Genomic DNA, 19,349 nt, shown 5'->3' with positions numbered 1-19,349 from the left:
CATGAAGGCCCCGAATGGGAAAGAAACGAAGTTGACGGAAGACCAATGGCTTGCTGTGCGCACGGAGGCGTTTAAGAATTGGTTTGGGGATTGGGAGCATGACCCGGAGCAGGCCTCCAAGGTAGTTGACGAGAACGGAGAGCCATTGGTGGTGTATCATGGGACGCAGAATCGAGGCTTTACGGTGTTTGAGAAAAGCATGATGCGTTCAGGCGGCGCCAAGAAAAATAAGGGAAAGAATCTTTACGGAGACGGGTTTTATTTTGCCTCGGATTACTATACGGCACAGAGTTATGGAAGAAATATCCTCGAATGTTTTCTTAATATCAGGAATCCCGCTCCTAATGATTTGATGTTGGATGCGGAAAATGACGGCATCAGAGGCAGTGTGCCGGGTAGTGTCATTTTCGTCGCTTTCGATTCTACACAGATCAAGTCTGCCACGGATAACCGGGGTACGTTTGACAGCGAGAACCCGGATATTACGTTTTCTGTCAGGGGACTTAGAGCACTTGACCGGGAGTATTTGGATGCCGTGGAGAAAGGCGATATGGAGAAAGCCCAGCGCATGGTGAATGAGTTTGCCAAGGCAAAAGGGTATGTCGTAGATGATAGCTGGAAAATGGACCACAGGGCTCCGAGCAAGTCCGGCGATATCCCGCAGGAACGGCAGAAGAATGGGGAAGTCAGCCTACTGGATATGGCGGATGGGTTCGGAATCATCCCGGAAGAAATGATTCTTGATTCCTCCCGGAATCTTGAACTGGGCTGGGATAATGCTCACATGAATGCTTTGTCCGCCGTGAGGCGTGCTATGGAGCAAAGGAGGTCTCTTCTGGAAAAGGGGAAGAACAACAAGATACCGGCGATTGCCATGTACAGGGCTGTCCCCCGTGAGATTAAGGAAGGTGATTTCCGGGGCGGCGATTGGGTAACTCCCTCCATGGAGTATGCCCGCGAACACGGAGAGTCCAGCCTGGATGGAAAATTCAGGATTATTTCACACAGGGTGTCCATCAAGGATGTGTATTGGAACGGGGATGATATTTGCGAGTGGGGGTACGATGACGGGGTGAATTATGCCTATCGCAATACGAAGAATAACCGTAAGCTGCTGGACCCTGTCACTTATGATCTTGTAGAGGTAAGAGACGAGAATGGAGAGTATGAAGGGTACGATCCCGGAGAATGGGATAGCGAAAAGAAGAAGTTCTCCCTGATTCCCTACCGGTTTAATTATGAAGAGAGGGTTATACCTCTTTCCAAGAGATTTAATTCAAGGAATTCTGATGTATCTTTTTCCATGCGGATGATGCGTGGCGGGCAGAGTGTGTGGGATTATTTGACGGCTGTGCAGGGGCAGGCTTACGAGCAGGAAGCAAGGTTGTATGAAGCAATGCAGAAACGGCTGGAGAGCGCGTTGCAGGCGAACGGGTTTACAAGGGATGGAGTGTATAAGGATGAGCAGGGAAGAGATGATGAGGCTGTGAGGGAGCGGATGCTGGCCGTGATGGCCGTATGTGATGCCGTGGTGACGGAGCTGCCGAGGGATGTGCGCGGGGGGATCAGGCCGGAGGTTGTTGCTTCCTACCGGGAGGAGGTGATGGAGAAGAAGACGTGGAGGGGGAGGATGAATGCGCTGAGGCGTATGGTGAAGTATGTGGATTGGCATATTGTGAATGAAGGGAAGAAGAGCCGATTTAAGGAGTTTGAACGGTTTAGAAAATGGGCGGCGGCAAGTGTGGGCGAGAACCGGGTACGGCGTGGGAAGATGAATGCGGAGATTCAGAAGCGGCTGGATATGGTGGAGAGGGCGTTGGAGTTGGATGCGGATGAGCTGGAAACGGCGAAGAATACGGCTGAGAAGGTGGTGGAGGAGAAGGCATTGATTGGCGGGGCTGAGTATGATGAGGCGGTGGAGTGGGTACGTGCGCTGGATGCGTTTGGCGGGTTGTATGAGAGGAATATGCACGGGAGGCTGACGGCTGATTTGGAAAGAGTGCAGGCCGCGCTGGATGCCCTGAAGGAGATGTATGCTGCCGGGAGGCTGGCGAATGAGGCGTTTTGGGAGGATCGGCGTGAGCGTATTGCGGATTTGCTGGATGAGGCCGGGAAGGGGCTGGGGCGTGAGCAGCCGGTGAGCGTGAATGAGCGCACCGGAGCGGCGAAGCATGATGTGGGTGTGGGTAAGGGGATGCGGAATTTGGTGCGGGGGTTTGTGAGTTTTGAGAATTTGATGGAGGATTTGTTTGGAGAGGGGAAGGTGACGGAGTATTTTGCAGAGGGCATCAGGAAGGCGCGGCTGGAGTTTAATGATGTGCGACAGAGGCGAGTGTTGCGGTATTACGGTGCCTTGTACCGGATTGCGAGGCCGGAGGAGTTTTTGAAGAGGGCTGACAGAAAGGTGGATGGTCAGGTGAAGCTGGGCGTGAGGCGTGTGGTGGATGGTATGTTGAAGGATTTAAGCGAGAATCGGACTTGGGGGATTGAGGTGAAGATGCCAGGCGAGTTCAGGAGTGAGCGGGTGCGGATTGAAGAGGCGCGGGCGGTTGCGGAGGGTAAGATGGAAGCAGAGCAGATGCCGAAGTGGGCGAAGAATCAGAAGGCGATGGATGCCCTGAAGATGGCGTTGAGCGAGATTCCGGCGAAGAGCAGGAAGGAGTTTGTGAAGTTTTCATGGCTGGAGCAGGGCGCGGAGCTGGTGGAGATGGAGATGAGCGATTTGGAGGCGGCGTATTTGCTCCAGATGTCCGCGATGCCGGAGTATGAGGATAATCTGGAGGCGTTGGGTTTTGACGAGGCTGCGATTGGGAAGGTGAGGGATCATATTGATGTGCGGGCGTTGCGGGTGGCGGAGTATTTAGGGGAGGAGTATGAGCGGGGATATAAGGAGTATAATGAGGTGTACAGGAGGTTGTTTGGGTGTGATATGCCTAAAGTGCAGAATTATGCTCCGGGGTTTTTCGTGACGGATAATGCCGCTGAAGCCGTTGATCCGATGGAGTCCAGAGGGAGCGGATGGCTGAGTGTGGGGAGCATCAAGATGCGTCGGAAGCATTATGCGCTGCCGCGTGTGGTGAGTTGTGTGAATGCGTATTGGGCGCACAGTATGCAGATGGATCACTGGGCGAGTTTTGCGGAGATTATGAGGGATATGAAGGCGGTGTTGTTGAATGGAGAGCTGGGGAACAAGATTGATGCGGTGCATGGGGCGCAGGCAAGGACACATTTGACCAAGTGGGTGAAGGATTTAGAATTTGACGGTTCGCAGGATTCGGGCGGAGCCGGACAAGCTCAGCAAGTAGTGAGCCGGGTGTTGGGGGCGATGGCTCAGGGTGCGCTTTCATATAACCTGAAGACGTGTCTGAAGCAGCTCCCGGCCATGTTTTCCAGCATGGCGGATATGTCCCCCTCAGATGCCATGAAAGGGTTTATTGGGGCATTGGCGAATCCGGGACAGTTGGCGGAGGTTTGGCAGAGTCCGACGATCCAACAAAGGCTGATGCAGGGCATGAGTCCTGAAATGAGGCAGGCTTTGACGGCGAACAGGATGAAGGTGAGCATGCTGGGGGATGCCGTGGAAGCCGGGATGTTGCCGATTGGATTGACTGATGCGGCATTTACAACGTTTTCCGGGGGTATTGCGTATATGGCGGCCAAGAAGAAAGCCATGAAAGAGGGATTGAGTGATGAGGTTGTGGAGCAGAGGGCGTTGGCCGCGCTGGACAAGGCGGTGCGGAGGACAGCTCAACCTATTGAGACAGAGCAGAAGAGCCCTTGGGAGATTCATGCGAACGCGCTGGGGCGTATGTTTATGATGTTCCGCTCTGATCCGCGCAAGCAGATAGCGTTGAGTTATATGGCGATTGCGAAGTGGAAGAGAGGAGAGATTGGTATGGGAGAGGCTGCGTGGCGGTTTGGTCAGGCGTGGGTGGTGTACGGAATCATGAATCAGGTGATTGTGGAGTTTCTCAAGTGGGTGATGGGGCAAGGTGACGATGAGGAAGAGTTGGATTTGTGGGATAGGTGGAAAGGGTTTGCGGTGAGTGGAGCGATGGGGGCGTTTTCCGGTATTTTTGGATTGGCTGAGGTAATAGAGTTCATCTATTCAAAACTGGCTGGCGAAAAGTACATGAAGTTTAGTAATACGATGGTCGATCATGCTGAGGCGTTATGGAGAGGAGGAGAAGGTGTAGTGAGGATGTATAACGGTGAGGAAGAGGAGTATGGGAAGGTAATGAATCAGTTGGGAAGAGGGTTGAATGGTATGGGATTGTTTGCGGCGGCAGGAAGGCCGGAGATTGGAGCTGCGGTGCAGGTGATGGGGCGTATTGTGAAAGAGACGAAGAGTATGGCCGGAACATGGGGGCATCTGTGGGATAATGAGATGGCTAAAGCCAGAGAGCAGCAGAGATTGATCCAAGCGACCAAAAAAGAAGAGAAGGAAGAACGGAAAGCAAAAATGGAAGAGAGGAAGGAGTTGATGGCGCGAGTGAAAGGTTTGGATTATTCAAGCCGGATGAAAGTGTATCAGGATGTCGGACTGGATAAAGAAGAGAGGAAGTTGATGGAAAACCGGGTGAAGATGGATGGAGCTTCCGAGGTTGTGAAGGCTGTGAGCCGGGTAAAGAAAGATAAGAGGAAAGAGCTGGTAGAGAAGTTGAAGGGGACGATGAGTGAGGTGGAGTATGAGGAGTTTGTGACTGAGCTGAAGGAGAAGGGAGTGAAGTGGAAGTGATATGGCAGGTAATGCCATTTATAATGTCATTTTTATGTAATATTCTAATTGTAAATAATTAAAATAGTTCCCGCTCCGCCAAAGCCTTTCTTTTTTGAAGAGCCTGCACTTTAACGGTTTAGGCTCTTTTTCTTTGCAAACCAGGGGATTAGATGCTGGGGAATTATTTGCTGGTCTGATTGTCTTATTTTAGTTTTTTATTTTTTCATTTGAAATTGAATAACTTAGGCCAAAAACGCCGGTTAGGATGTATAGCCAGCGTTTTTTCTAATATCCTTATTATAGGCATCAGGATAATTATAGGTGCATTTGGAAAAAGGTCTGGACTGGAGGCTGTCCCTGAGGGTATTTGTGTGTGTGAATGATGATATAAATTTTTGAATGTAAGTTAGTTGTTGCAGGAGATGGACAGGATAAAACTGCCGTGGCTGGTAAAAGTGGAGAGTGCCCGGAATTGAATGGACACGAATGTGGTTCATGCGCCGGTCTCGGAGTGGTTCACGGCCGCATCGGATATGTTAACAGCTTCAGGATGTGTGGGAAAGTATGGAACAGCCACTCCAGAATGGGCTCTGTCTTTTTTTAATCTGCGGAGGATTTAACGGATTTTGGAATAATCTGGTGTTATCAATGGTCAAGACCATGAATAACAATATTAAAGAACATCCTATCCAATTTGAAGCAGATATGATTCGGGCATTGCTGCAGGAATACAGCACTCCCGGCGAGCACAAAAATCAAACCCGCCGCACGTGCGGCCTGAACCAGTTTAATGATCTCCCTGAAGCTTTGAAAGAAAGAGGGTGGGAGATTCAGGAATTTATAGAAGAGTCCGGCTCGTGGCTGGCTGTTTCCGAGGAAGGAAGCGGAAAGTTTTCAGATATTTTTATCCCGTGGATTGAATGTCCCTACGGGAAAGTTGGCGACCGTTTGTGGGTGCAGGAGGAGATTTGCCATAATAGCCGTTCTGGATGGCTTTATTCTGCTGATGGCGTTTGTTTGCCAATGTCATATCCAGACGGATGGATATCAAAAAATGCCCGCAGGCAGTTTATTCCTTCGATCCACATGCCGCGTTGGGCTTCCCGGATTTTACTGGAAATTACGGAAATCAGAGTTGAGCGGTTTTTGGACATTACGACGAACGATGCACGGATGGAGGGCATTGAATGTGTTTGGCACGATGAAGAAACGGATGCCTGTTTATGGAGGGATTACTCGGGAAAATCTGCGGGGTTGGCTTTTGCCCGGTTATCTTTCTTCTCTTTGTGGGAAAAAATAAAGGGAACCGGTTCCGCTGAACTGAATCCGTGGGTATGGGTTATTAAGTTCAATGTGTTAACTATCAACGGAAATATCAAATAAAGAATGTTAATGCCCTTTGTGAAGAACAAAATAAGAATATGTCTTTTACAGAGGGTTCGCCCACTAAGCGGAGGGAATAGCCTCCGTTGCAATTCAGATAAAATCCGCGTGATGTAATCAACTCCGTTTTATCATGAAAAAAGCGCCTTCCGGCAAGGGAAGGCGCTGGATATGAAAAGGTGAAAAAGAGGGAGGTTACATCCCCTTGTTTTTCATGGCTTCCGCCAGGGCGGCTCCCATCTGAGCCGGTGTCTTGGCAACCACAATACCGGCGTTCTTCAAGGCTTCCTGCTTAGCGGCGGCAGTACCTTTGCCTCCGGCAACGATGGCTCCTGCATGGCCCATGCGGCGGCCCTTGGGCGCCGTGGCTCCTGCGATGAACGCGGCAACAGGTTTTTTGCAGTTGTTCTTGATCCATTCAGCAGCTTCTTCTTCTTCAGAACCGCCGATTTCGCCAATCATGATGAAGGCGTCCGTGTTCGGATCTTCCGTGAAGAATTGCACGGCCTGTTGCTGGGTCATGCCATGGACAGGGTCGCCGCCGATGCCGATGCACATGCTCTGGCCAAGGCCCATGTTGGTAACCTGCCAGACGGCTTCATAGGTAAGCGTTCCGGAACGGGAGACAATACCGATTCTGCCGGGTTTGAAGATGTAGGCCGGCATGATGCCGATCTTGCAGTTGGCGGAAGGATTGACGATTCCGGGGCAGTTCGGGCCGATGAGGGTTACGTCCTTGTCCTTCAGGAAGGTTTTCACCTTCTGCATGTCCTGCACAGGAATGCCTTCCGTGATGCAGACGATGAGTTTAACGCCCGCGTCAGCAGCTTCCATGATGGCGTCCGCTGCGAAGGGCGGAGGAACAAAAATCATGGAGGCATTGCAGTCCGTAGCTTTTTTGGCTTCCGCCACAGTATCGAAGACGGGGACTTTGCCTTCAAAGAGCTGACCGCCCTTGCCGGGGGTCACACCGGCAACCACATTGGTGCCGAAGTCCATGCAGTTTTTGGCGTGGAACGCGCCGGCGCTTCCGGTGATGCCTTGCACGACCAGACGGGTGTTTTTGTCAATGAGAGGTGTCATTGTCGTAATAAATAGTGAGGGTTATTTAACTGCTGCCACCGCTTTCTGGGCGGCTTCGTCCAGGTTGTCGGCAGGGATAATGGAGATGCCGCTGTCTGCAAGGATTTTCTTGCCGATTTCCACGTTGGTGCCTTCCAGACGTACGACGAGCGGGATTTTCATATCGATGTTTTTCGCCGCAGCCACAATGCCCTGGGCAATGACATCGCAACGCATGATGCCGCCGAAGATGTTGACCAGAAGGGCCTTCACGTTTTTGTCGCTGGTGAGGATGCGGAACGCGTTGGTTACCATTTCCTCCGTGGCGGAGCCTCCTACGTCCAGGAAGTTTGCGGGTTCGCCACCGTAGTATTTGATGATGTCCATCGTAGCCATGGCCAGTCCGGCGCCGTTCACCATGCAGCCGATGTTGCCGTCCAGGCCGATGTAGTTCAGGTCGTACTTGCCGGCTTCCACTTCGCGGGGGTCTTCTTCCGTTTCATCCCTCATTTCCATGATTTCCGGGTGGCGGTACAGGGCGTTGTCGTCAAAATTGAATTTGGCGTCCAGAGCGCACACGCGGTCATCCGTGGTGACTACAAGGGGGTTGATTTCCACCAGAGAGCAGTCCAGAGCGGTGAAAAGCTTGTAAACGTTGGTGATAAGCTTGGTGGTCTGGCGGAGCAGGGGACCGGTCAGTCCCAGCGCCACGGCGATTTTGAGAGCCTGGAAAGGCAGGATGCCCAGCGCCGGGTCAATGTGTTCGCGGATAATGGCTTCCGGGCGGGTGGCAGCCACTTCTTCAATGTCCATGCCGCCTTCCGTACTGGCCACGATAACGGGGCATTCCCGGGCGCGGTCCTGAAGAATGGCGAAGTAGCATTCCTTTTTGAGATCCACGGCTTCCGCCACCATGATTTTGCTGACCAGCTTGCCGGTTTCCCCGGTTTGCTTGGTGACCAGAACCTGGTTAAGCATCTTGCCGGCGACTTCTTCCACTTCCTCCACGGACTTGACGACGTGGACGCCTCCCTTAAAACCGTTTTTGAAGGTGCCTTTACCACGGCCGCCAGCGTGTACCTGTGCCTTAACTACGTATTGGGAGAGGCCCATGTTCCGGGCCGTTTGTGCTGCTTCCTGAGCTGTGGCGGCGGCAATGCCCTTGGGGGTAGCCACGCCAAAACGCTCAAAGAGTTGTTTTGCTTGATATTCGTGAATGTTCATGACAGTGGGCCGTTTGGCCAAATGTTTGCGGAAGAAAGGCTAGGACTATTTTTGATGTCGGTCAAGGGAGAATGGTTTGGTCTTTTGATTTTTTGTCCGGAGGTGCCGTGAAGCCCTGTTGGAAATCAAAGAGGACAGAAGGCTTGACTGCGTGCTTAAAGATTGGGAAACTTCCTTCCCGTTTTTCTGTAGAGACTTTTTATGAAAATTTACCGTCCTTCCGATACCTGCTTTGACGAAATGAAGCGCCGGATGAACCGCCGCGCCCTCCCGGAGGATTCCGTAAGGGATACCGTGAACGCTATTATCCATGATGTTTCCGCGCGCGGGGATGAAGCCCTTTTTGACTATGCCTCCAGATTTGACAAGGTACATCTTGATTCTTCCTCCCTGTTCGTGACGGAGGCAGAGCTGGCGGAAGCGGAGGCCATGGTGGAGGGGAGTGTGAAGGAGGCCATTGCCGTCTCTCTGGCAAATATCCATTATTTTTCAGACCGCAGCCGCAGGCAGGACTGGTCCGGCGTAAATGCGCAGGGCGTGGAGGTGGCGGAGCGGTTCCTTCCGTACGACCGTGTGGGCATTTATATTCCCGGAGGGAAAGCGCCCCTGGTATCCACTTCCATCATGACGGGCGGTTTTGCTCAGGCCGCCGGCGTGCGGGAGATTGTGGCCGCTACGCCCTGCGGGCCGGACGGCCGGGTGAATCCCGCACTTTTGTATGCGCTGAAAGCCTCCGGCGCGACGGAAATTGTCAAGATAGGGGGCGCTCAGGCGATAGCCGCCCTTGCACTGGGGACGGAGAGCGTGAAACCGGTGGAAAAGATTTTTGGTCCCGGCAACCGTTTTGTGGTGGAGGCCAAACGCCAGTTGGTGGGGGCTGTTGCCATTGATTTGCTGCCCGGACCCAGTGAAGTAATGGTGCTGGCGGATGATACTGCGGATGCAGAGTTTCTGGCTGCCGACCTGCTGGCGCAGGGCGAGCATGGCCCGGACAGCGTAGTTGTTTTTGTCACTACATCAGAGGCGTTATTGGAGCAGGTGGATGCGGAAGTGGAACGCCAGGCCGCCCTGCTGAGCCGCGGATCCATCATCCGGGAGGTGCTGGACAAGCATGCCTACGGTTTTCTGGTTTCTTCCATTCAGGAAGGGGTGGAACTGGTTAATGCCTTTGCGCCGGAGCATTTGGTGCTTGTCACTCGGGATGAAGAGGCCGTACTTAATGGCATCAGGACGGCGGGCGCCATTTACGCAGGCTCCCTTTCTACTGTAGCCTGCGGGGATTTTCTGGCGGGTCCCAGCCATACGCTGCCTACCGGCGGCGCCGGCAAGTCTTTTTCCGGCTTGCGGGCGGACCAGTTCCAGCGCCGCACCAGCGTGGTGCGCATGGACCGGGATGCCGTGCTGAACTCCGCCCCGTATGTGGCGGAGTTTGCCCGGGTGGAGGGGCTGGACGCCCACAACCACTCCATTCAGGTTCGCGCCGCCCGCGTGAACCGGTAATCCCGGAATTTTCCTCAATGCTCTCCATGATGCAACAGCAGGGAATCAGGGAACGGTTGCCCGTTGCAGAAGATCTCCTTGTTGCCGGACATGGCTATATGGGCGTTTCCCGGCATCATGGGGGTGGAGTGGGGGCCGTTGCTGAGAGCATGGTAGTCGGCTTGCCGACCCGTTTGCGAGATTTGTCGGGATGGAACGCTCATCGGATGGGCGGTTTCATCCATTTGCTCGGAAATCCCGCGTAATCGTTTCACCGTATTCCTCATGTTCAAGTCCCTCATCCGCACGTTTGCCATTGTGGCGGCCTTCATCGCGGGGTACATGATGCCCGGCCTGCATGTGTACAGCTGGACATTCAAGTGGATGCTGGTAGTAATGCTGTTTGTAACCTTTCTGGGCATCCGCTTCAAACGAATGAAGCCGGAACGGGCTCACTGGCTCCTGACGGGGGCTAATCTGATGGTCGCCCTGGCGGCATGGGGTGTGTGCCGCCTTGTTTTTGGGGATGGGTATCTGGCACAGGCCGCTTTTTTCGTAGGCATCATGCCTACAGCCACGGCGGCTCCCGTGGTGATGGGGCTGCTGGGAGGCAGCGTGGAGTTTATGCTGACCGCCCTTTTGCTAATTAACGGTATTATCTGCACCTTGCTGCCTTTCATCCTGCCGGCGGTTGTTGGGCGGGGCGGTTTTGAGATTTATCTGAACGTGGCCCAGAATATTTCCTTGGTAATGTTACTTCCCCTGGCTCTGGCATTAGCGGCGCGGCGCTTTTATCCTCGCGCCATCGCGTGGCCCAGGAAGTTGAAAGACGTCACTTTTGGCATTTGGGTGGTGATTCTGGTTTTGATAGCCGCAAACGCCTCTTATGATATTTCCTCCCGTGAGGGCATTTCGGAACGTGTTTTGGAACAGATTGGCGTGATTGCCCTGCTGGTTTGCGGGGTCAATTTCGGGTTGGGATATTTGCTGGGGGGGCGCACGCGCGCTGCGGAGTGCAGCCAGGCATTAGGGCAGAAGAATACCACCCTGTCCATTTATCTGGCTTTGACGTATGCCAGCCCCATTGCCGCTCTGGGCCCCACGTTTTATGTACTGTGGCATAATTTATGGAATGCCTGGCAGTTGTACCGCGTGTCCGAACGAAAGCGCAGGGATGGATGAGGAAGGGGGTGCATCCGGTTCGGCGGAAGTCCCCGGCAGAATTATGGGAATTTCCATGGTCGGAAAAACGGGAGGGAGGGTTCTTTTGAGCCGGTTCCAAGTGACGGCTGGCAGATTGTTGAAGGTTCTTTTTTATCCACTTTCAGGAAAGGCAGAGGATTCCTTCCCGTGCAAAAAGCTTGAAATTCGGGGAACGCCCGGTAACGTTATGCACTTGTTATGCAGGCGTCTTCTCCTTTGCCCCCTCTGTCCCCGCGTACCAAGTGGCTGATTGCCCTGTGCTTGTGCGTGCTTGTGATGTTGCTGGAGTTCCTGACGTACCACATGGCGTACCGCATCGGCTATGATGAAGGGATGCTGACTACTCCGCCGGTGGTGGTGCAGAAAAGCGATGAAAAGGCCATGCAGAATTTGTCCCGCTTCATGGCGGATGTTTTTGCTTCGCGCGAGAGCCTGGCCGGCATTCTGGACAACCGGGAGGAACGCCTTGCATGGATCAGGGATCCGGAACTGCGGACAGAAACTGCCTGGGGTCTCACCCGTGAGCTGATTAGCCGGGGTGGCGTCGTTCTTGCTCTTCCTGCGGCCAGGGAATTAATTGACGCCGGATACGCCGCCGGGCACTATCGGGTATGGGCTCCCCGTGCGGATGCCGTGGCAAAGGCTCTGTTGGCGGAGCACCAGTACACTTCCGCCTACGATTATTTGAAAACCGCTGAGGAGGGATATGAGAAGGAAGGAATGGCCGAGCCGCTGGTGCGGACGCTCCAGACCATGAGTTCCATTGACCAGATGCTGAACAGGAATGAACAGGCTAATATGTTGCTCCAGCGTGCGGTGGATGCCGCCGCGCATCTGGGGCCGGATGCCCTCCCTGTCAGGTCCAGGCTTTTAGCCGCCCAGGGAAGGCTGGCACGTACTACGGGACGCATTCCGGAATCGCGCGAGTATTTCAAGAAGGCTCTGGCTCTTTGTTCTCAGCCGGACAAGACCACTGGAGACCTGGCCCTGGCCAGCATCAGCATGGGGGAGGCCATGCTGGAAGCCGGCAGGAAGGATGAGGCACGGGAATTGTTTTTAAAGGGCCTTTCCGGTTCGGAAAATGCCTCTTACCTGTTGAACGACTGCCTCAATGCCCTGCGCGGCCTGGCCCGTATTTCTACGGAGCAGGGGAATTATGAGGAGGCCCTGGCTTATCTTTACCAGGCGGAAGGCGCTGCCCGCGGCGTGCTGCCGGCGGACCATGCCTTTTGGGCCGGGTTGTATGATCAGAGGGGGTGGGTCAACATCTTGCGCAAGGCCTCTCCGGAAGCCCGGGCGGATTTTTTAAAGGCCATTGCCAACAGCTCGGCTTCTCCCGTCATTTCCGCCCAGTCCCGCGAAGGGCTGGGCAAGGCATGGCTGGATGCCGGGGAGGGGGGCAAGGCCAGGGAGAACCTGGAAAAGGCTCTTCAGTTGCGGAAGTCCCATTTCGCCTCGGATCTTCTGTCCCTGGGCCGCGTATATTATTCCCTGGGGCTTGCCAGCGATATGGCGGGGGACAGGGAGGGCGCCCTGATTGCCTATGCCGGAGCGGTGGATTCCCTGCTGAAATGCGTGGAGGGGGCGGAACGCAGGGATTTGCTGGTTCAGTCTTATTTATGTAAGGCGTACGCTCTGTGTGACGGAGAACAATGGAAGGAGGCGGCAGAGGCTTTTGAGGCGGTTCTTCCCATGCTGGAAGGGGAACAGAGGTCGGAGAATTACAAACAGCTTGGACGCTGTTATGACGAACTGGGCATGAAGGAGAAAGCGGATGACTGCTGGAAGGAATCCGGTTTTCCCCGGGTGCGCATGGCATCCCCCGGGCGCAGACCCTCCGTGAACTCCAGATCTTCACGGAGGTAGGATGCGAGGGGCTTCGTAAGACGTTGCGAGGCGTTTATTTTGCTTGATTTGTGCCGTCTTTTTGGCTCAATGCCTGCATGAGTTCCGAGCGCCATTTTTCCAGTAAGCCCTACCGCCCCGCACGCAAGAAAAAGTCTTATTGGAAGCCGGTCCTCTTTTTGATCCTCCTGGGAGGACTCTGGTTCGGCTACATCCAGTACTGGCCTACGATAGAAGGGTGGTTCAAGCCGACCATTCATGAGGTGCACAGCCAGACGCAGGCCATGGGGCATTTGCAGGATATGCTGGCTTCATGGAACGGTTCCGATGCAGAGCTGGCGCAGATGGCATCCTCCGTGGACAAGCAGGTGGAATGGATGAATTCTCCCGAAGCCAGAGATTCCTTTGCATGGCTTCTGGCGGTGGAAATGGACCGGCGCGGCATGCTGAAAGAATCCGAACCTATGCTGGCTGCTCTTCTGGAAAAAAAGCTGGCTGCTTCCTCCTCCATGGCGGCGGAGGACCATACCCGCCTTCTGGGCGTCAGCCTGAACTGGGCGAGGGAATTCGCCCGCCGCAAGCATGATGCTGTGGCGGAAAAGCTTTATGAAGTGATTTTGAAAAATACGCCGGAAGACCAGGTTTCCATCCGTTTAGCGTGCTTGGAGCCATTAATCCATTATGCGTACGACCAGGCCAGGTTTGAGCGTTTTTCCGCGTTGTGCAAGCAGGCTGTTTCTCCTGTCATGAGGAGCATGCTGAATAAACCGGAGGATGTGAAGAGCATGGTGAAAATCCTGTTGCTTCAGGATACTCTGCCAGACAGGACCACCGGGTTGCCCGGTGGCACGGGGAGTGCGATTGCCCGGGAGCTTCTTACTAAATTCCGCCTGACCGCCAATCCGGACATGGGCCGCATTATTCTGAATGAACTGAAGATGCCGCTGAACACGCGCCGGAAGTATTCCCAGGAGGAATTGAAGGCCATGGCCGACCAGCTGGAAGCGGCTCTGATCTGCTTCCGTGCAGCTGAAACGGAGATGGACTGCACGCCGGAGACAATGCTTGCCTTGGCACGGGTAAGGATGCAGATGGGGGATTTGAGAGAGGCCTCCCGCCTGCTGTCCCGTGCAGAAGGGGCAGCCATGACGCTTGGCGTGGATGCTCCCCGTATTTTGAGCGGCTCCAGCCTGAGCCAGGATATTGCGTCCATGCGGTCCCAGCTTGAAAAATACAGCCAGGCAGAGGCTTTGGTGAAACGGGCTTATGAAGATGTGAATGTTGCCGCGGCTTTCCTGAAGGCGCGGGATTACGATCAGGCGGTGAAGTATCTGGAGCAGGCAATGAAAGTGGCTCGTGAAAATACCACGTTTGTTCAGGCTCTTCAGCCGGTCATTCTGAATCTTCAGGCGGAGATAAGCGCCGGCAGGGAACAATGGGCTCTGTCGGAGTCCCAATATGGAAAGTTGATTGCGGAGTGGGATGCGTTGACTCCGGAAGATAAGGAAAAACTCCGGAACAATCTGGCCTCCATCCAGTTGGGAGAGCTTTACAATGAAATTCACCGCAACTGGGCTGGTGTGTGCCTCAAGCAAAAACGAACCACAGAGGCCCGCAGGGTGCTGGGGAAGATAGGAGAGGTGCCGGCTGAAGAACCGGAGAGGCCTGCTTCGCGCCGACGCCGCAGATAGCAGACCCCTTCCTTCAGTTAGGCCGTTCCTTTTTTGGAAAGGCAAAGTTCTCCATTGGCAGATGCCGGAGGGGCTCAGAGTTCCCAGAGGCTCCGGTCGGGAGCTTGACCAAAGCGGGATACCTGCGGTCAGCTACGTGAGGCTGAAGGGGCTTTTTAAGGAAATGTGCCGCTTTAATCTCCCTTGGCGTCATCAAAGAGCTTTGGCACAGGTTCCGTTTCCCTGTATCGACGGGTACCCGGCATTCCGGAGAGAAAAAATGGATTTTAGGCCCTCAACAAACTATATGCCTCTTTTTGGGGCAAATGTAACGTTTCCGGTATGCTCCATACTCTCAAGCAGAGCTGAAAAACAGCTTCCGCGGAACCTTCAGCTGCGGACTTTGGCTTTCTGCCTTACATGGCTGAGAGCCCTTTTTCCATGAACCATTTTTTCACGGCGGTCAGCTGCGGATTGACGGCGGGAGCGCACAGTATATTTTGCGAAAATTTGGCTAACCGTAAGGTTGCCCTGTTCGAAAAGTTTGAAAATATTATCTCTCACCCTCATGGCTTCCTGAAGCGCCGCGTCAGCGCCTCCGTATTGAGAATCGGAGAAATAACGGGTGAATAAACGCTTGTTCTTACAGATCGCCAACCGATAGCCCTGAAAGGCCGTTGTTTCGTAAGTGTAACGGGTGATGTTTTTACAAGGCATATGAACAGAAGTTATGGGACCGGGTGATAGAAGCAGTGATAAGCTTTTATTAGAATAAGTTCCATTTCCTGTAAAATCCAGAAAAAACACAATTTGTTAGATTGAGTGCAAAAAATGCACTACTAGATGCTTGTGGACAGGTTATTGTGGCGTGTCATCCCTGACATAAAAACAACCGTCGGAAACACGGATTTTCAATTTTTCCCCTGCATGCACCTGGTTTGTCTGCCGGATAAGCTGCTTATCCTGGTTTTCCACCAGGGCATATCCGCGGCGCAGGGTCTGTTCCGGGCTGTGTGCTTCAAGACGTGCTTGAATAAGAGTGAGTTGTGAAGATAAATCCGTCATGCGGGCGGCGGCTGCATGGGATAAACCGGCCTGAAGGGAGGCCAGAAGCTGTGTACGCTCCCGGTTCCTGTGGGCGGGATGGCGCATTTGCAGTTGATGTTCCAATTTGTTAATATGAAGCGCATTATGAAAAATTCTCGTGGTTGCGGCATTCTGCAGAGTTTCTTCCATATCGTCCAGGCGCTGAGAATAAGGAGAGAGCAGGGAATACGCATCCAACAGTTTCCCTCGCAGGTAAACATCCAGTTTCAGCTTGGAACGCAAGAGGGAATGCCGAGCGGATGCATGAAGAGCCTGTTCCATTCTGGACAGCTTGCGGAGCCATTCAGGGCCGTCCGGTGTGGCCAGTTCCGCGGCTGCGGTGGGAGTGGGTGCGCGCAGATCCGCCGCAAAATCGGCAATGGTGAAGTCCGTATCATGACCCACTGCGGAAATCACGGGAACGGTACATTCGTAAATGGCGCGCGCCACCGTTTCCTCATTGAAATTCCACAAATCCTCAATGGAGCCGCCGCCGCGGCCTACAATGAGCACGTCCACGGGCGGGAGACCGTTGAAGGGCGCTCCGGACCAAGCGCGCACGGCTGCGGCTATTTCGTGCTCCGCTCCTGCCCCCTGCACGCGTACGGGCAGCAGATAAGCCTTCACCCACGGGGCACGGCGTTCCAATACGTGCCGTATGTCCTGGATGACGGCGCCGGTGGGGGAGGTGACGATGCCGATGGCGCGGGGGAACGTGGGAATTTTCTTTTTGTGTTCCGCGTCAAACAACCCCTCGCGCTGGAGTTTGGCTTTCAACTCCAAAAAGCGAGTCTGCAAATCTCCCTGTCCTGCAGCTTTTACCTGCCTGATGACCAGCTGGAGTTGCCCCCGGTCCGGGTATACGGTGGCGCTGCCCAGGACATGGACTTTCATCCCTTCCTGGAGCCGTATGGGGCATTTAGAAGCCGCTGCCTTGAAAAAGGCGCAGAAAATTTCCGCTCCCTGTTCCTTCAGGGTGAAATAAACGTGGCCGCTGGTGTGATGCTTGACGTTGCTCAGTTCTCCCACCACCCACTGGGTGCCCACAGCGATGCTGACCGTGTCTCTCAGGCGGTAAACGAGCTGTTTGACTGTGATGGGTTTGGGCGCGGCGGGCGTTTCCTCCGGGAATTCCATAAATTACGGTTCAAAGGGGATGTTCAGCGCTTCATACGCCAGCATCCTGCATTGCTTGATATCCAGCTTGCCGGATGGGAGCACCGGGATGCGTTCTACGGGAATAATCTCCTTGGGGCACCAGAGGGCCGGCAGCCCCTGGTCAATCAGGCCGTGCCTGATGAGGGTGCGCGCCTGGTGCACGTAATCCGTCACCAGGGTGGTGAGCAGGGCTACGGCCTCCCCTTTTACGGGGTCCGGAATGGTGACGACGGCTATCCGCCGTTCTTCGTCCGCCGGATCCAGATTCCAAATGTTCATAATGGCTGCTTCCAGGGCTTCATGAGGCACCATTTCCCCACCTATTTTGGAAAAGCGGGAAATGCGTCCTTCAATCTTCAGGAAGCCGAATTCGTCTGCGGAACCTATGTCTCCGGTTTTTAGCCAGCCGTCCACGAAAATATCGCGATCCGTCTCCGGACCGCCCAGATAGCCGGGAAAGATGTTCGGGCCTTTCAGCCAGATCATGCCGGAAGTAGTGATGGGAACCACGCGTCCCGTGTGAGGGCTGGTGATGCGTATGGCGATTCCGGGAAGGAGGGCTCCTACGGAACTCTTTTTCATGCCGGGAATGAAGTCTCCGGCGGCATTGGATGGCGCCGGGTCAATGAAGTTGACGGAACAGACGGGAGAGGCTTCCGTCAGGCCGTAGCCTTCGCATGGAATGATGCCGAATTTTTCCCGGAAAGCGGCGGAAAGGTCTTCCGGCAGTTTTTCCGCGCCAACGATCAGGTAGCGGACGGTTTTAAAGGTGTCCGGTTCGCAGCGTTTCATGAAACCGCGCAGGAAGGTGGGCGTGGTGACTACCAGACTGATTCCGTACTGCTTGATAAGGGTTCCCAGCCGTTTGGCCTCAAGAGGGGATGGATAGGTGACCATGTCGTACCCGCCGATCATCGGATACCATAGCCCGATGGTGATGCCGAAGCAGTGGAATACGGGCAGGCTTCCCAGAAACCTGCTTTGCGGTTCCAGCGTAATGCGGGAGGAACATTGAGAGATGTTGGAAAGAAGGTTGTGGTGGGTCAGCGGCACGCCCTTGGGTTCCCCGGAAGAGCCGGAAGTGAACATCAGCACGGCTTCGTCCGCGCCTGTAGGTGCGTCCAGCCCCAGTTTTTTAATCATGAACCCCGCTGTCAGGAATTTGATGGCGAGGCCCCAGCGTTTGGCGGAACCTTTAAGCAGGGGAATTTCCCGCTCCATGAGGATCAGATCCCGCTGGGGGGGCCACGGGAAATTCTGGAGCTTTCGCATGAAGGTATCCGCAGTAATAAACCAGTCCACGCCGGATTGCTTTACAGAGCTGGCAAAGGCTCCTTCCGAAGCGGAATAATTGAAATTCACCGGTGTTTTCCCGGCGAACAGGCAGCCCAGATTGGCTATGGCCGCTCCCTTGCCCGGCGGAAGAATGATGCCGACCCGGCGATTCGAGGTAATTTTTTTCAACCTCTTGGCAAAGGCTACGGAAATGGCCAGCAGCTGGCCGTAAGTCAGCGTAGTGTCGTCAATGCCGTCGATGACCCGGCAATCGGAATGAAGTTTGAGGCTGCGGAAAAGGAGGGCGGACAGGGAACCGTGGAGCTGAGGCAGCGTGGCGTATGCCTGGGCGGAACATTCCAGCCACGCGGAGGTCAGGCGTGCTGCCATCTCGGCCCCGGGGGCCAGTTTGGGGAGAATATGTATCTGGATGTCCGCCTGGGCGTCCGTATCGGCCTCCGCATCCAGCACGGAGTTCGTGTAAAAACCGGCATAGACCGGTACGGGGGAAATATGCAGGGCTTCCAGGGCCTTGATGACCCGCGGAGGAATTTGGCTGATGGAACCTTTCACATGGGAGACGGGACCGGGCAGAAATACTACTCTTCTGCCTTCGTTAATGCGTTCCATGATGGCGGAACGCAGCGCGACAGGGTCGCTGCCTCCGGCCTGGAACAGGATGCCGTCCGCTTTAGTGGATTCCAGATGGGAGGCGGTGGCCGTATCCGGGGGGAGACCTTCTTCCACCAGGTAGGTCATGCGGTCCCTGCCCAGTTCTTTTTCGAACATCAGTAGGGTTTTATAAGATACTTTGTTGAAGATCAACAGATCACCTGAGTCGGATAAATTGGAGGAACCAAAAATGGCCATGGGAAAAGGATAAAAAATTTGCTTGAAGCATTTTAGCAACTTGAAGAGCCGGGAGCAAGGAGGAAAGGTGCATTCCCGGTTGCTTTTCCTTTATCCGGACCGGTCTCGGAAGCCTTTCCCGGCTCGGTACGTTTTTTATGGGAAGAGTATTGTTTTTCACGGGATTGCCTGGATTTGGCGTTATCTCCTGCGAAGGCGTTTCCGTAAACCAGCTGTTCCGATATTTACTTACTGATGAATGGGCCTGGTAGGCAGCAACATCTTCGGACATGAAACGCTGGCGGAAATCCGGGTCAACGCGGCGCAGGACCTGGGAGACCGGAGAGGGGAAACGAACGTCTCTCTGCTGGGCAACCCCGGCTTCGCGCAAAGCG

12 protein-coding genes and 1 pseudogene are annotated in these 19,349 nt (G+C 54.3%); 7 read left to right on the top strand and 6 right to left on the bottom strand.

Features of this window, described 5'->3' with window-relative positions:
• Position 1: 1 nt before the first annotated feature.
• The 3 genes and pseudogenes from BHW66_RS12775 to BHW66_RS01970 form a co-directional block, all read left to right on the top strand.
• A pseudogene (locus tag BHW66_RS12775) lies at positions 2-349 on the top strand (hypothetical protein); the annotation flags it as partial.
• Positions 350-352: 3 nt separating this feature from the next.
• Positions 353-4,738 (top strand): hypothetical protein, encoded by a 4,386-nt coding sequence (locus tag BHW66_RS01975; protein ID WP_343124353.1) that lies wholly within the window; start codon positions 353-355, stop codon positions 4,736-4,738.
• Between the two features lie 546 nt (positions 4,739-5,284).
• A complete protein-coding gene (locus BHW66_RS01970) occupies positions 5,285-6,103 on the top strand; it encodes a hypothetical protein (protein WP_145983775.1) in 819 nt (272 codons plus the stop codon).
• A gap of 195 nt (positions 6,104-6,298) precedes the next feature.
• Here BHW66_RS01970 and sucD read toward each other — a convergent pair whose 3' ends face one another.
• The gene (sucD, locus tag BHW66_RS01965; protein WP_031931203.1) at positions 6,299-7,186 is read right to left on the bottom strand and encodes a succinate--CoA ligase subunit alpha; all 888 of its coding nucleotides are present in this window, start codon (positions 7,184-7,186) and stop codon (positions 6,299-6,301) included.
• 21 nt (positions 7,187-7,207) lie between these two features.
• Positions 7,208-8,389, bottom strand: a complete 1,182-nt coding sequence (gene sucC / locus BHW66_RS01960; RefSeq protein WP_065530007.1) for an ADP-forming succinate--CoA ligase subunit beta — start codon at positions 8,387-8,389, stop codon at positions 7,208-7,210.
• A gap of 201 nt (positions 8,390-8,590) precedes the next feature.
• Here sucC and hisD point away from each other — a divergent pair, with 201 nt between their 5' ends.
• Positions 8,591-9,889: a histidinol dehydrogenase gene (gene hisD / locus BHW66_RS01955; RefSeq protein ID WP_182916088.1), complete on the top strand. Its 1,299-nt coding sequence runs from the start codon at positions 8,591-8,593 to the stop codon at positions 9,887-9,889.
• A 14-nt stretch (positions 9,890-9,903) separates the two neighbouring features.
• Here the strand turns inward: hisD and BHW66_RS01950 are convergent, their stop codons facing one another.
• The gene (locus BHW66_RS01950; protein WP_128153530.1) at positions 9,904-10,143 is read right to left on the bottom strand and encodes a hypothetical protein; all 240 of its coding nucleotides are present in this window, start codon (positions 10,141-10,143) and stop codon (positions 9,904-9,906) included.
• Positions 10,144-10,153: 10 nt separating this feature from the next.
• Between BHW66_RS01950 and BHW66_RS01945 the strand changes: the two genes are divergently transcribed.
• The 3 genes from BHW66_RS01945 (at position 10,154) to BHW66_RS01935 (ending at position 14,607) form a co-directional block, all read left to right on the top strand.
• Positions 10,154-11,050, top strand: coding sequence for a hypothetical protein (locus tag BHW66_RS01945; RefSeq protein WP_286688837.1), 897 nt, complete (start codon positions 10,154-10,156; stop codon positions 11,048-11,050).
• Positions 11,051-11,287: 237 nt separating this feature from the next.
• Positions 11,288-12,937, top strand: coding sequence for a tetratricopeptide repeat protein (locus tag BHW66_RS01940; protein ID WP_256151040.1), 1,650 nt, complete (start codon positions 11,288-11,290; stop codon positions 12,935-12,937).
• 77 nt (positions 12,938-13,014) lie between these two features.
• Positions 13,015-14,607, top strand: coding sequence for a hypothetical protein (locus BHW66_RS01935; RefSeq protein ID WP_286688836.1), 1,593 nt, complete (start codon positions 13,015-13,017; stop codon positions 14,605-14,607).
• Positions 14,608-14,976: 369 nt separating this feature from the next.
• Here BHW66_RS01935 and BHW66_RS01930 read toward each other — a convergent pair whose 3' ends face one another.
• The 3 genes from BHW66_RS01930 to BHW66_RS01920 all read right to left on the bottom strand — a co-directional run bounded on the left by BHW66_RS01930 (position 14,977) and on the right by BHW66_RS01920 (position 18,894).
• Positions 14,977-15,303 (bottom strand): hypothetical protein, encoded by a 327-nt coding sequence (locus BHW66_RS01930; RefSeq protein WP_012420751.1) that lies wholly within the window; start codon positions 15,301-15,303, stop codon positions 14,977-14,979.
• 141 nt (positions 15,304-15,444) lie between these two features.
• Complete coding sequence (gene xseA / locus BHW66_RS01925) at positions 15,445-16,809, bottom strand: exodeoxyribonuclease VII large subunit (RefSeq protein ID WP_182916091.1); 1,365 nt, start codon at positions 16,807-16,809, stop codon at positions 15,445-15,447.
• 3 nt (positions 16,810-16,812) lie between these two features.
• Positions 16,813-18,894: an AMP-binding protein gene (locus BHW66_RS01920; protein WP_186438918.1), complete on the bottom strand. Its 2,082-nt coding sequence runs from the start codon at positions 18,892-18,894 to the stop codon at positions 16,813-16,815.
• Positions 18,895-19,349: the final 455 nt, after the last annotated feature.

This window comes from Akkermansia sp. 54_46 (assembly GCF_001917295.1).
Lineage (GTDB): Bacteria > Verrucomicrobiota > Verrucomicrobiia > Verrucomicrobiales > Akkermansiaceae > Akkermansia > Akkermansia muciniphila.
Note: the sequence above shows the minus strand (reverse complement) of the source record. Positions and strands in the feature narration are given on the sequence as shown.

Bases quoted from the DNA above. Each gene is read 5' to 3' on its own strand.
- sucD (WP_031931203.1), bottom strand. From the start codon at position 7,186: ATGACACCTCTCATTGACAAAAACACCCGTCTGGTCGTGCAAGGCATC.
- BHW66_RS01975 (WP_343124353.1), top strand. From the start codon at position 353: ATGTTGGATGCGGAAAATGACGGCATCAGAGGCAGTGTGCCGGGTAGT.
- BHW66_RS01970 (WP_145983775.1), top strand. From the start codon at position 5,285: ATGGAACAGCCACTCCAGAATGGGCTCTGTCTTTTTTTAATCTGCGGA.
- xseA (WP_182916091.1), bottom strand. From the start codon at position 16,809: ATGGAATTCCCGGAGGAAACGCCCGCCGCGCCCAAACCCATCACAGTC.
- hisD (WP_182916088.1), top strand. From the start codon at position 8,591: ATGAAAATTTACCGTCCTTCCGATACCTGCTTTGACGAAATGAAGCGC.
- sucC (WP_065530007.1), bottom strand. From the start codon at position 8,389: ATGAACATTCACGAATATCAAGCAAAACAACTCTTTGAGCGTTTTGGC.
- BHW66_RS01930 (WP_012420751.1), bottom strand. From the start codon at position 15,303: ATGCCTTGTAAAAACATCACCCGTTACACTTACGAAACAACGGCCTTT.
- BHW66_RS01935 (WP_286688836.1), top strand. From the start codon at position 13,015: ATGAGTTCCGAGCGCCATTTTTCCAGTAAGCCCTACCGCCCCGCACGC.
- BHW66_RS01920 (WP_186438918.1), bottom strand. From the start codon at position 18,894: ATGTTCGAAAAAGAACTGGGCAGGGACCGCATGACCTACCTGGTGGAA.
- BHW66_RS01945 (WP_286688837.1), top strand. From the start codon at position 10,154: ATGTTCAAGTCCCTCATCCGCACGTTTGCCATTGTGGCGGCCTTCATC.